The organism is Flavivirga aquatica (assembly GCF_001747085.1).
In the GTDB taxonomy this organism is placed as follows: Bacteria; Bacteroidota; Bacteroidia; order Flavobacteriales; family Flavobacteriaceae; genus Algibacter_C; species Algibacter_C aquatica.
Genome location: NZ_MDJD01000043.1, coordinates 184,804 through 199,061, shown reverse-complemented (window position 1 = coordinate 199,061; position 14,258 = coordinate 184,804). Strand labels below are relative to the sequence as shown.

The following is a 14,258-nucleotide window of genomic DNA, read 5'->3' as shown; positions in this document are numbered from 1 at the left end:
ATAAATTTTTCTTACAGTATAACAAGCTTCTCAATTTTTTCTACAGTCTTATTTAAAAGATTTGAATGTGCTTTAAGTTTATAAATATAAACACCTTTACCTATTCTATCTCCAAAATCGTCTCTACCATCCCAAATGATATCTCTTGACAGTGAGCTTGTAGTTATATTACCACTAACTGTTTGTCCATTTAATGTTCTTACTAATTTTCCAGAAACAGTGAATATCTGTATAGAAACGTCTAAAGGCTCCGAACTATTGTGATTAAACCAAAATTCTGTATAATTAACAAAAGGATTTGGATAATTTAACACATTATTTATAACTAATCCTTCATCTTTATCAAATACAATAAATTGAATTTCAGAAATTGATGAATTATTATATACATCCCAAGCTTTAACCGTTAATGTATGAAGCCCTGGTTCTAAATCTCTAAACGGAAAAGTTACTACGCCCTTAGTATAATCATCAACTTCTGTTTGATAATAATCATTTAAAATTACAGGATTCGTTTCATCACCATCAATAATACCTACAATATCATGCCCAATACCACTAGCCGTATTTATTCCATTAGAATCTTCCAATTTCACCAATAAAGTAGGCGATTCATTTGTTATACCTCCAGAGACAAAATTTTCATCATTCATAAATAATGTGATAATTGGTCCTATATTGTCTTCTTCTGCATTTTCATTTACTCCACCAATCTTAACTGTATTTATACTTGATCCAGCTTGATCTTGAGACAACTCTTGATTTTTAGAATAAAAACTCACTTTTCCAAAACCAACAGGAATACCAATATCTTTAGGAACCACAAAATCAAACTCGAATTGGCCATTCTTTACCGAAGCCTGTCCTCTAAATATAATTTCTCCTAACGTTTGGAAATCTAATTTTATAATATCTCCATTTCTCAATCTCGTCCCATCATTAGCAAGCGTTTGTCTATCTATTAATTTATCATATATAGTTGTTGAAAGTGTACCATTATAATTAGTCAATAAATCACCCGAAGTTCCTACAACCTCTCCCGCTAACTTTACATAACTTAATGCTTTTAACGTATCTATGCTTTGAGTTATGGGTACATCATTAATTTTAGTTAATCTTATATTTGGTTTAGGAAATGCTAATTTCATGGCAGGGTCTCCAATAAAAAATATTAAGCGACTTTCATTCCCTGAAACAAGAGGATCACTTTTTGCTAATCTCAAAGCTTCTGCCATAGTAGGATACTCATAGTCATTAAAAGTATCATTATCACTATACGAAAACAAATACTGCCCTAATATCCTATTAAACGTAATGGCATTACTTACAAAAATTTGTCTTGTTGTTGTAATTAAACCTATAGCTCCTGCATCCTTATTCCAATATGTAAGTTCTCCTGCTGTTTCTCTAAACGGATTATCAAATCTAGTAAACTCACATGTTACAGTAACAAAACAATTAAGTTTACCAAAATTTCGAAAACCATTAATATCTGGCTTTAACAAAATACGTTCTTCAGCCAAACCTTCTTCTCCTCCATGCCCAAAATAATTCACTACTAAAGCTCCATTATCAATTGCATTTACAATTTCAGTAGTTACTGTTGGATATGCATCTCCTCCTGCTGAAGATTCTTGCTGAAAAGCATCAGAATGAATTTTCACAACATTTATAAATGGTTTTTCAGTTGTTACTAAATCACCTATTTCATCAGTTGTTTGTTGCAGTGTCCCTTCCCAATTTTTATCAACATCATCAGAAATAACTACAAAATTATTCCTCCAACTCCCAAAAGATTCTTTCTCATAATATGACTCCACTTTATCTACAAGCTCTTTAGCTCGCTGTGGAGTATCCGCTAACATTCTTCCTACGGCTAAATCTAATTTATCATTACCTGACATGGTCCCTTCATTATCATCCATCATACCATAAAAATCATCTGAGATAAATGAACTCGCAAGACTAAAACTTCTATATGAATGCCAAGAAGGTACTATATTAGTATTATTTGGAATTCTGTCTTTATAATCAAAAGACCCGTCACCAAATAAACATAAATACTTTATTCTATTCTCTGGAAGACTAGCATTATCATAAACATACTTAACCAAATTCCTAATAGCTCCTATATCTTGATTTCCAGAACTAAATTCATTATAAATCTCATCTAACCCTACAACTTTAACATTCAGTCCATACTGTCCTTTATTAATCTCAGCTAAACGTTCTGCTTGAGCGAGCATATTATTTGGAGCTACTATAAGATAATCTATATCTTGAAATTCACCCTGGTTATTTTTAAAAATAGTTCCCTTAATATTTTGATTATTCACAACTGTATTTCCATCAAATTTTGGTGTGAAATAATCTAAAGGTGTAACTGCAACATAAGTTTTTAAACTACCCAATACTGATGTAAAACTTAAATTTGAATCTTCACCTGTATTTGAATAATTAGACACATTATATATATCTGTTACATCCCATATTTCTGAAATTCCAGAAGCATTGGTTATAGTATATTGCCCAATACCTGATGCTGATGCTACTACACTATTTTTAAATTGAAACTGAGTATTAGTAAAATTCAACGCTCGTATAGCTTCAATAGAGATATAATCTAAATAAGCAACTAGACTTGGATTTCCTTGATTATTAAAATTAAGACCTACTGTTACTTTTTCATTAGTAACACTAACATCGTTCCTATAAGTTGCATCACTGGCAAAAGTTGGTGTGCTTGTCCCTGAAATTGATAATGTAGCGAGATCAACGTTATTAACGCTAAGTCCCATCGTAGTAGTTGAATTAGAAGCTCCAGCAACAATAGTTGTTAACTTTATAGGCTCTGATACTACCAAACCGGGAAAGTTAAACTCAAAAGTTTTATTATTGTCTATATCAAATCGATTCCCAAACCAACGTCTTCCTAAAGACACTAAATTATAAGTGTCCTCCTCATGAAACTGATAATCTTCAAAAGTATCAATAATCAAATCTATAGGTCCAGTAGGTTGAGTAAATGATTTAATACGCTTACCTGTTCCTGATCCAACATTTATGTAATAATATGTTTTATCTGTATAACAATTAAGATTAGTATTACTCTCTTCATTATATCCTTTTGGCCCTTGTCCATAAAATAATATATAATCTTCATTATTAAATACACCATCTTCCTCTCCTACAAATTTTATAGCATTTTCTGGAACATCAAAGGGATACGGTTCAGCATTAGAATAAGGGATCATGTGTCCACCATGACCGTATAACTTTATTGATCTAGGATCAATATTATCAACATTTAAACCCAAACGATTTAAAAAACTTTTAGATAGTTTAAAAACCCCCGTAGTATCTATATAAAAACGGTACCACTTGCCAGAATTCAAGACTGAATTTGCAACAACTTTTGAAGCATTAAAACGTTTGTTTAACAAAGATGTTTTGTTTGTACTTGCTCCTCCTTTATAGTTTATTTGAAAAGAAATAACCTTTTTATAATTCCCTTTATTATCCTTTACAATTGGAGAAAGTTGGAAAATAACATATTTTTTATCTCTTGCAATAGAATTTGCTAAACTAAACTCTAATTTATCTGGTATATTATTGATTTCTAAATCTTTTAAATTAGATTTAGATATTGTTTGGTAAACAATATTATTCACAGAAATTGAAGATTCATTAATGAATCCTTTAGTCTCCCATTGATCTACAAATAATAAACCTTGATCAAGACTATAAACAAAATAGTCTTTGTTAAAGGAAGGTATTTCTACCGAAAAACTTTCGTTAGAAAGTACTTGAGGATCTCCCCAAACAATATTATATTTTTTTTGTTGTCCAAATACAATTGTTGAAGCTATTAGGAATAAAAATAAAAAATTCTCTTTCATCGCTAAAATAACGTGATTTATACCGTATTATTATTTAAGAAAACAGCAATTTTAAAAACTGCATCAAAAATACAATAATAATTTTGTAAAAATCACGTTAATACAAGACAAAACAATCATAAAAACAAAACAAATCATCGTTGTAATACAGAAAAAACAGGATGAAATACATTGTTTTTTGGTTAAAATGCAGAAAACAGCTTGCGTTATTAGGTTTAATTCTTATATTGCGGCACCAAAAATTTTATTAGCTTACTTAAAAAAGTATGAATATGAAAAAAGTAGTAGCATTCAAGATTTTATCGGTTTTAGCTCTTATTTTAGCTACAACCAGTTGTAAAAAATCTTCGAGTTCAAAAAATAGCTCCAGAGCTACAGGATGGCAAATCAACTCTCGAGAAGGTGGATTTCAGTACAACACAAATTTTCAAGAGCAAGAAACTTCTCCTGGATTGGTTTTTGTAGAAGGTGGAACTTTTACGAAAGGACGTGTTCAAGACGATGTTATGCATGATTGGAATAATAGCCCAAATCAGCAACACGTTCAATCTTTTTACATGGATGAAACAGAAGTTACCAATGCTATGTATATGGAATATTTAGATTGGATTAAACGTGTTTACCCTCCATCTGATGACAATTTTAGAGCTATTTACAATGGCGCTTTACCAGACACTTTGGTTTGGAGAAATCGTTTAGGTTTTAATGAAGTTATGACGGAAAACTATTTACGTCACCCTGGATATGGAGAATATCCTGTTGTTGGTGTAAGTTGGATACAAGCTGTAGAATTTGCTAATTGGAGATCAGATCGTGTTAATGAGTACAACTTAGAAAGAGCTGGTTATTTAAAGCGTGATTCAAAAATAACCGATGTTAATGCTGAATCTAATTTCAACACAGACACTTATATAAATGCTCCAACACTTACTTATGGTGGTAATGAAGAGATTATTAATAATGAACGCCGTAGCAGAAGAAATGTAAGAGTTGATGCTGAGGGCAATGAATCTAATATCTATGCCACTCGTGAAACTGGTATTATTTCACCTAAGTATAGACTACCAACTGAAACTGAATGGGAATATGCTGCCTTAGGGTTAAGCGAAATAAGAAGTTATAATTTATACCGTGGACGAAAAAAATACCCATGGGATGGACAATATACACGTGCTGGAAAACGTAAAGTTCGTGGTGATCAATTAGCTAACTTTAAACAAGGAAAAGGTGATTACGGTGGAATTGCTGGTTGGTCTGATGATGGTGCAGATATTACAAATAAAGTTAAATCATATGATCCAAATGATCATGGTCTTTATGATATGGCTGGTAATGTTGCTGAATGGGTTGCTGATGTATACAGACCTATTATAGATGATGGATTTAATGACTTTAACTACTACCGTGGTAATGTATATACTAAAAATGCTTTAAATGAAGACGGAACAGTAAAAGTAGTAACTCCTCAAGATATCATTTATGACACCTTACCTAATGGAAAATTAATAGCTAGAGATTTGCCTGGTGAAATTGTACAAGTTCCTGTTGATGAAAATGAAACTTATTTAAGAACTAATTTTGATAAAAGTGATGAAATAAACTTTAGAGATGGAGATAAACGTTCTTCTCGTTACTTTGAAAGTTTCAATGATAATGATGATAATGAATTTGAAGATGGTAGTGATAACAAAAAATCTGCCACAGGAAAAATGTATAACTCTCCAAAACATAAAGTTAGTAGAGACTCTTCAGGTAATGTGATTAGAGAATATGATAAAGCAAACACAAGAACTTCTTTAATTAATGATGAAGTTAGAGTTTATAAAGGAGGATCTTGGAAAGACAGAGAGTATTGGTTAGACCCTGCACAAAGACGTTATTTCCCTCAAGATATGGCAACAGATTACATCGGCTTTAGATGTGCTATGTCAAGAGTAGGATCAAAAAGTAAAGAAAGAGGTAAAAGAAAAAATTAACAATATTCTTTTCTATTTGAATAATATTAAAAGTCCTAACGTTAGTTAGGACTTTTTTTTATACTTTCAATTTTTAATTTAAAGAACTTAACAATTGAAAATAGAACAATTACATCAGCTTTTTTTACAATGTAATTTAATAAGCACCGATACTAGAAAAATACAAGAAAACGATATGTTTTTTGCCCTGAAGGGCAGTAATTTTAATGGAAATACTTATGCACAACTAGCTTTAAATAACGGAGCCAAATATGCTATAATAGATGAACAAGAATACGACACTTCTGCACAAACTATTTTAGTAGATAATGTTCTTGAAACACTTCAAAAATTAGCTTCTTTTCATAGAATATACTTAAACACAACAATAATAGCTCTTACTGGCAGTAATGGTAAAACAACTACTAAAGAACTTATTAACGCTGTGTTATCTCAAAAATACAACACTATAGCTACCATTGGTAATTTAAACAATCATATTGGAGTACCACTAACTCTATTATCTATGACAAGAACTACAGAAATTGGTATTGTCGAAATGGGTGCTAATCATCAAAAAGAAATAGAATTTTTATGTAATATAGCCCAGCCTGATTATGGATATATAACTAACTTTGGAAAAGCTCATTTAGAAGGCTTTGGAGGTATTAAAGGTGTTATTAAAGGAAAAAGTGAAATGTATGATTATTTAATTACTAATAACAAAATGATTTTTGTTAATGCAAATGATACTATACAAATTGAAAAAACTAAAAGTGTAAATAATTTCTCTTTTGGTAATCACTCTGCAAAATTAGCCGATATACAAATTGACTATATAAATTCTAATCCTTTCGTATACTCATCTTTTAACAGCTTAAAGATAAAAAGCCAACTTATAGGAGACTATAATTTTAATAATATAGCTGCAGCTATAGCTATTGGAAATTATTTTAAGATCCCTAAAGAACATATAAAGGCCGCAATTGAAAACTACACCCCAACGAATAATAGATCTCAAATTATAAAAAAAGACTCAAATAGAATCATTTTAGATGCCTACAACGCCAATCCTACAAGTATGAGTGCTGCTTTATTAAATTTTGAAAAACAATCTGGACATAAAATAGCTATACTTGGAGACATGTTTGAACTAGGTAATGAAGCTAAGCTAGAACATCAAAACATATCAGATTTAGCTATTTCTTTAAAAATTGATAAAATACTTTTTATTGGAGAAAACTTTTATCATACCCTAATTAATTCAGATAAAGCTAGTCAATACAAAACATTTGAAGATTTCAAAAATCACTTCAAAATTTCAAAAATAGAAAATACAACTTTATTAATTAAAGGTTCAAGAGGCATGGCTTTAGAACGGCTTCTAAGTTTAATTAAATAATTTCGCAAAAATTCTATCCTAAAAAATCATTTTTTTGCTAACTGACTTTTTAAGTCAATTAGCAACTTTTCGATCTTATCTATAATTTGGTCATTATCTAATATTGCTTTGTAAGATACAGGATCTTCTTGTACAACATTCTCTTTATCATCCCTTAGTAACCAATTAAGGTCAACCTCTGGGAATTCATGTATTACTTTTGTTAAAAACTCAATAGATATCTTTTTGCCATTCATATACTGCGAAAGTTGAGAATAATTCATATCAAATTTCTCAGCCAAATCACTTAACCTATTATACTTAGTCTTTATTAATTGCCTCAGTTTATCTTCAAACTTCATAATTTAGAACAATTATAAATTATACAAATAAATAAATTTTTAATAATTAATTTAATTATTTGTATATATTTGTGTGTAAATTCACTCGAGAAAACTCAAGTTATGACAAATTTAAACAAATTATACACATTATATGACGTGCATTTACAGAAAGAACAAGAAGTGCTAAAAGATTTACTAATTAATCACCTTCCTAAGGAATATACATCTAAAGTCATACTTAAATTAGCTAATGACAATATTACAGTTGATTCACAAACCGTTAGAAATACTAAAGGAGGTATAAGTAAGAATATTTTGGTTTTTAACGCTATTATAGAAATAGCAAAAGTATATAAAGACATATCAAACCGCTTAAAGAAAAACTTACAAACAACTGATTTAAAAAACAATAAAAAACAATAACATAATATTTCTATAACAATAGTTAAAACAAAGATTAGTAAAGACTGTTAACATAAATTCAAACAGTTAAAGCAAAACCCTTACAACAATAAGAATTCACTTAAATAAAACCAAATATTTTAATCGCAGGTGATTAATTGCCTTTCTCTCAAGGCTAAAGTGTTGAAGTATCAACCCAAGCTATGAATATCACAGTTTGGGTGAGGTACTGAGATATTAATAGATAGGCAGTTATTCCTAAAGATTTATTAATAGTCATTATCTAATCTTAAATTTAGTTCAATCAAAACTTAATAAAGATACACCTATAACTTCATATTATAAAATAAAAAAATCCTAAAGTAAAACTTCAGGATTTTTGTGGGCGCGAAGGGATTCGAACCCCTGACCCCTTGGGTGTAAACCAAGTGCTCTGAACCAACTGAGCTACGCGCCCTTATTATTAGGAGGTGCAAATATAGTATACTTTATTAATAACTGAAAGTTTTTTTTCAACTAGTCTTAAAAAATTTAATAATAAATTAAAAATAGCTTCCTAAACGCTTATTCTATAAACTTATTTAGGACAGGATTAATTCTCAATATCAATTGTTGTAAATTGTGTATCTTCAAAGATTTATTTAATTTGATTTTCTGAAGAGTTTATAATAGCAGGCATACCACCATTTTTAGCTTGACTCATTAATCCCACTTTTTTAACCAATTTATAAGTCCATCTTGAAAGCTTATTACTCTGGCTGGCTATAGCGCATTATATTCTCCCTAACTATGCCAATATGCTAAACTAAAAAACGGGATTTTTACTTAAATACAACTTTTAAGTAGGGTCTCTATTTTTCTATATAGTTTTTGATTTAAAAGTCTTAAAATCAAAAAAGGTTCTCATTTATGAGAACCTTTGTGGGCTTAAAGCGACAGAGTTCGAACTTTTTGGTTGAGGATATTAGCTTAATTATTTCGAAATTAAAGTATTTACAACATCTATAAACACGATCATACATTCACATAAATTCTGTTATAACGCTCTTCTAAAACCTCCAAATATTGTAATTTCATAGTATCTGACAAAAATGAATTTTCAATCCAATTGACTACTTTTTTTTCACTTTTTTCGAAGCGTTTAAATACACCTGCAATCTGCTTAAATGTCAACCCCAGACCTTTCCCGAATTCTTCAAAATGAGTTTTTGTAAACTTTTTCTTTTTACCAGCAATAGTTAGTGCCAATTCTTCAGTATCCTCAGGATTAACAATAGTTACATTTAATAAATCATAAGCAGGAGCCAAAGACCACCCAATAGCTGTTTTGATCATCGAAAAATTCTTTAGATGCATATCGTTATTCCCTGTCAAAAAAGAAAAAAGAGTAATTTCGAAAAAATACAATTTATCTAATAAGGTATTACTAGTATACATATCCAAAGCTTTTCCTATACGCTCCATAGAACTTCGGTACTTATCAAATGCCTCTGTGATTTGAAACATATCCAGCATATGAATTTTTGTTCCATCTAATTTTCTGTCAATACGCTTAGTTAGATATGATAATTCACCAGATTTTAAGCGAATTAATGTAGATGGAACTGTATTTATTCCAAATGCCTCAGCTATACGCATAGTCACATGCTCATTCTCTGGCATTTCTGGATAATTGGCATTAGGAGGTTTAAAAATATAATCTCCACCCAATGCTCCAACTACAGTAAGCCTATTATAGTGATCATTTGTTACTTCGTTTACCAAAGACATCGATAGTTTTGCCTGTACACCCGGTACTGATATACTTCTTTCCACCACATTCTTAGCTAATAAGGACATTTGATCTAAAGTATAATTAAGTATAGGTGTTTCTTTTGTTCCAAAAAATGCCATTGCACAATGCCCATGAAAATCATTAGTACCTTTCAATTCTTGATAACAGTATAAACACTTATTCATCATTATCTGAATTAGTAGATTGTACACTTACTGCTCCGATGCAATTTTGGCAACAGGCTAACAAAAGTCCCATTCTGTCGTTTCTGTTTATCTTCCAATTCCTTGAGGCAATATCTAATAACCATCCTTCTGGTATTAAGCCCTCAAAAAAAGGAAATAATCTTTTATCTAGATACACTTCTTGTCTCACAGGCATGGTAAACGTTATAAATTGATCTGAATATTCTTTTATATATTTCTGATCGTATTGGAAAAGGTATTCACCATCATCCGTTTCTATCAATACACCAGACAATATATCATTGTAAAAGATGTTAGCTTTTCTCATTATCATCGCTTTTTTCCAATGATGAACTAGGAACAGGAACTAGCTCATGTCCAAACATCCTCAAAACAAGATTTACCTTTTCCATGTTCAAATTGGTTTTACCCTGTTCTATTTTTCTTATCACTGTTAAAGCTACACCTGCACGTTCAGCAAATTGTGATTGGGTTAAGTATACCGACTTTCTTCGTTCTTTGACAAATGTTGCTAAGTTCATAATTATATGTTTTTAGATATAATTTAATGCAAATATAACAAAATATATGCATTTACATATAAAAAATGTTTTTCAAAAAATTTTATATTTAAAAGCATATAAAGAATCAGAAATCAATTCAGCATATTCTTACGATTACATATGAACATAGTCATTTGCCAAAGGCTTAAGCCGCATTGTTTTTACTGCAATAGAAAAAAGTTGCTTGAGACTAAAGTTAAGAAACTAAGTCCCTCAATTCATCATTAGACAAATCACCAATCCATTTTTCACCTGTAGAAACTGCCATATTAGCTAACTGTTTTTTATCTTGTAACATTTGATTGATTTTTTCTTCGAAAGTTCCTTTAGAAATCAGACGATGTACTAATACATTTTTTTGTTGACCGATACGGAAAGCTCGATCAGTAGCTTGAGCTTCAACAGCAGGATTCCACCAAAGGTCATAATGGATTACATGATTGGCAGCGGTTAGATTCAATCCTGTTCCTCCTGCTTTTATAGAGAGAATAAAAGTTTTGAGATGTTTTTTCTCTTGAAAGTCTTCTACCATCTCATCTCTTTTTTTACGAGAAACTCCCCCATGTAAGAATAAGGGTTTTGTACCAAAAACTTTGGATAGCATTTCCGAAAGAATCTGCCCCATTTCTTTGTATTGGGTGAAGATCAACACTTTTTCATTATTCTCATAAATAGCACTCAATATCTCTAGTAGTCGTTCTGATTTCCCTGACAATTGTGGACGATAATCTTCTTTCTTCAAAAATTGAGAGGGATGGTTACAAACTTGCTTTAAAGCTGTTATCATTTTAAGGACTAATCCTTTTCGTTCAATAGATTTTTCCTCAACTTCATTTAGAGCTTTTATCATTTTATCAACCACATTTTGATATAACGCAATTTGTTCCTTTCCTAGAGCAACAAAGCAATCTTGCTCTATTTTTTCAGGAAGATCAGTAATAATAGATTTGTCCGTTTTTAAGCGACGTAGTATGAAAGGATCTGTAACTTTTTTGAAACGATGTAATGCTAGCTGATCATTCTTTCGTTCAATAGGAGAAGAAAAATGTTGTGTAAAATATTTCATAGAACCTAAATACCCTTTGTTCGTAAAATCGAATAAGCTCCAATATTCACTTAAGCGATTTTCTACAGGTGTACCACTCATAGCAACTTTTACAGTAGCTTTAATTTTCTTTATAGCTTTGGTCTGTTCTGTTCCCGCATTTTTGATTGCTTGAGCTTCATCAATAACTAATATCTCCCATTTTATTTTTTGAAATTTGGATACATCGGAACGCAATAAACCATAGGTGGTTATAAAAACGTCAAAACCGGCTGCAACAAAAGTACGTTTTGCTCCATGATAAATATGAGTACTTAAATCTGGAGCAAACTTTTCTATTTCTTTCTGCCAGTTGGTCAAAAGCGTAGTTGGTACCACAATGAGTCCTTTCTTTTTATCCAGCCTTCCTTCAGCTTTAAATTGAAGTAATAAGGTAATCACCTGAATAGTCTTACCGAGTCCCATATCATCAGCAATAATACTTCCAAAACCTACCTTGCTATTATTATACAACCATTGAAAACCTCTTTCCTGATAAGGCCGTAAAGTGGCTTTTAAACTTTGGGGGATTGGTTTAGCTTCACTTTTCAACAAACTTTCTATAATTTCACGAGCCGAGTTCGAAAGGGATATTTTGGCTTCTTGATATTCTTCAGTTAACAAAGATTGTAATATATCAATATGAGAAAGTTCTCTGTCTTTTTCTAAATTGTTTAATAAGGTTTGAATTTGCTTAGGATCAATAAGCACATATTCTCCTTTAATATTGACTACTCCAGAGGTGTTTTTAACCAATTTTTTAAATTCAGCAACGGATATCGTTTGATTTCCTATAGCTACCTGCCATTGAAAATCTAACATTTCATTCAAGTTTAAATAGGTTTTACTGTCTGTTTTTGAACTATTACTATCTAATTTTATGGAGACTTGAGGCTTCGCCAACTGCTTTAAAGAATTGGGCAATAGTATTCGAATACCTAGTAATTTGATAATAGGCAATACTTTAAGTAAAATGGCAGCAAAGCCATCGCTATCTAAAAAGAGTTGTTCTTTACCTAAAGAAGAAATCAATGGTTTTATGTCTACAAAATCTTTAGATAAACTCGATAACGATTGAAAAACAGAAGCTTTATAAGAAGCATACTTTCCTCCTTTGACAAACTTCTCTAAAGAAACAGGTTTTTGAACAGCATCCTGCTTATTTTCAATCCATAGTTCTATTTCAAAAATACTTTCCAAAGGATTATCTTCTATCTTAATCAATGGTGTATAAACTTGGCTACTGATGTGTAATCGCTGTAAATATTGATGTATAGAATTAGGAACTTGCTGCTCTTCAAAGTCAGGGAAAGATTGCTTTTTATTACTAAAAAAAAGTTCATCAATTTTAAAATCCAAAGGCGTTTTTGTGCCAGTAGTACATGATCCTTTTTTAAGCATATAATGTGTTAAAAAAGCAGACAACAAACAAATGATTTGATCTTTTGGCGTTAAATATTGTTGCTTTTTAGAAGCGGCATTTATGGCAACAAACCGCTGTGAAATATTTTTCTCCAAAGATTCCACTAAATAGTTTACTTCCTCACTAGCCATAGCAGGTATCCAACGAACCTTATAATGTACTTCTTCCAATTCTACAATTTGAGGAACATACGCCCCATTAAGCATTAAATAAACACTTAAATGATAAGCCCGGCACAGGCATTGCAAATCAACTGAGAGACGATTTTCAAATTTCCTAGGGATTCTTTCTAAAAAATCAATTAATGAATCTAAGTCTTTAGTAAAAGTTGAAGTATCTATAGGCTCCCCTCTAGAAAAGAAGGTAATCCCTTGGAAATTTATTTCTTTCTTATGGATTTGAATTTCTACACATTCAATCTTCTCAAATGTATTGAGTTCTAGCGCGACAATTTCTTTTGCCACTATATTTTTGGCAAACGAAGTTCCTAGTTTATAATGTTTTTTAAGTATCGAGGCAAATGGTTTTGTATAAAAAAGCGCTTTATCTTCTAATAGAGGCAATACATTTTCGGCTTGAGGAATAATTTTAGACAAATCAAAAACAGCTTCCTCAGAACTATTTTGAAATTCAATAGAAATTGGTTTATCATAAAGTAAATTTTCGAAATTCAAAGCTTTTACACTTCCTTCTAACTGCATTCCTGCTTGGGTTAACGCGCTAAGAATATCCAAATCGTGCAATTGGAATAATAAAAACGGATTTCGGTCAATCTCTGCTGAGAAAACATAAATGACAGCTGCTAAATGTTTGCATGGCACAGCCCAATCTGGACAAGAACATTGCATTTCAAAATCTGACCATTGGTTAGGAAAAACTTGTATTCCATTCTGTTTTGCAATCTCATTTAGTTCTTGTGGTAATTCACGATTTAATAAATGAGATAACGACAATGGATCACCAATTATAGCATCCATAAGTTTCTTTTTCTGTGAAGAGCTAAATGCTGGAATGGTAATCTTAATAGTATAAGGCCTAGGCCTACTACCTTTAACTTTTGCCTCAATAATATTTTTAGTAATCCTAATATCCTTTACAGTACCTTTTCGAGCATAGGTTTTTCCTCGTGGTAAGCGGTTAGAATAATCAATTTGTGATAAAGCCTTTAAAAATTGTTCTCCCCACCAAGTTTTACCGAATTGTTGCGCCATAATGTTTTATCAGGATTTCGTGTTTTTTTAGACCAAA

The 14,258-nt window shown here is 31.0% G+C and carries 9 protein-coding genes and 1 tRNA gene; 3 read left to right on the top strand and 7 right to left on the bottom strand.

The annotated features are described in order from the left end of the window. Positions 1 to 11: 11 nt before the first annotated feature. Positions 12 to 3,899: a type IX secretion system sortase PorU gene (gene porU, locus A8C32_RS10360; RefSeq protein WP_069830357.1), complete on the bottom strand. Its 3,888-nt coding sequence runs from the start codon at positions 3,897 to 3,899 to the stop codon at positions 12 to 14. Between the two features lie 266 nt (positions 3,900 to 4,165). Here porU and gldJ point away from each other — a divergent pair, with 266 nt between their 5' ends. Together gldJ and A8C32_RS10350 are read left to right on the top strand one after the other, a co-directional pair. Then, entirely contained in the window at positions 4,166 to 5,875 is a 1,710-nt protein-coding gene (gene gldJ, locus A8C32_RS10355) for a gliding motility lipoprotein GldJ (RefSeq protein ID WP_205635384.1), read from the top strand. A 94-nt stretch (positions 5,876 to 5,969) separates the two neighbouring features. Further along, positions 5,970 to 7,256, top strand: coding sequence for a UDP-N-acetylmuramoyl-tripeptide--D-alanyl-D-alanine ligase (locus A8C32_RS10350; protein WP_069830355.1), 1,287 nt, complete (start codon positions 5,970 to 5,972; stop codon positions 7,254 to 7,256). A 26-nt stretch (positions 7,257 to 7,282) separates the two neighbouring features. On the opposite strand, the gene A8C32_RS10345 is transcribed toward A8C32_RS10350, so the two are convergent. After that, positions 7,283 to 7,597 carry a helix-turn-helix domain-containing protein gene (locus tag A8C32_RS10345; protein WP_069830354.1) on the bottom strand — a complete coding sequence of 105 codons (315 nt, stop codon included), beginning with the start codon at positions 7,595 to 7,597 and terminating at the stop codon, positions 7,283 to 7,285. A gap of 102 nt (positions 7,598 to 7,699) precedes the next feature. Here A8C32_RS10345 and A8C32_RS10340 point away from each other — a divergent pair, with 102 nt between their 5' ends. Beyond that, a complete protein-coding gene (locus A8C32_RS10340; RefSeq protein ID WP_069830353.1) occupies positions 7,700 to 8,002 on the top strand; it encodes a hypothetical protein in 303 nt (100 codons plus the stop codon). A 361-nt stretch (positions 8,003 to 8,363) separates the two neighbouring features. On the opposite strand, the gene A8C32_RS10335 is transcribed toward A8C32_RS10340, so the two are convergent. The 5 genes from A8C32_RS10335 to A8C32_RS10315 all read right to left on the bottom strand — a co-directional run bounded on the left by A8C32_RS10335 (position 8,364) and on the right by A8C32_RS10315 (position 14,221). Next, positions 8,364 to 8,438, bottom strand: a tRNA-Val gene (locus A8C32_RS10335). A 557-nt stretch (positions 8,439 to 8,995) separates the two neighbouring features. After that, positions 8,996 to 9,940 (bottom strand): HipA domain-containing protein, encoded by a 945-nt coding sequence (locus A8C32_RS10330; RefSeq protein WP_349267243.1) that lies wholly within the window; start codon positions 9,938 to 9,940, stop codon positions 8,996 to 8,998. Further along, positions 9,933 to 10,268: a HipA N-terminal domain-containing protein gene (locus A8C32_RS10325; protein WP_069830533.1), complete on the bottom strand. Its 336-nt coding sequence runs from the start codon at positions 10,266 to 10,268 to the stop codon at positions 9,933 to 9,935. Before A8C32_RS10325 ends, A8C32_RS10330 begins: the two co-directional genes overlap by 8 nt. Next, positions 10,255 to 10,485 (bottom strand): helix-turn-helix domain-containing protein, encoded by a 231-nt coding sequence (locus A8C32_RS10320; protein WP_093455631.1) that lies wholly within the window; start codon positions 10,483 to 10,485, stop codon positions 10,255 to 10,257. Before A8C32_RS10320 ends, A8C32_RS10325 begins: the two co-directional genes overlap by 14 nt. A 214-nt stretch (positions 10,486 to 10,699) precedes the next feature. Beyond that, positions 10,700 to 14,221, bottom strand: a complete 3,522-nt coding sequence (locus tag A8C32_RS10315; protein ID WP_069830350.1) for a DEAD/DEAH box helicase — start codon at positions 14,219 to 14,221, stop codon at positions 10,700 to 10,702. Between the last annotated feature and the right edge of the window lie 37 nt (positions 14,222 to 14,258).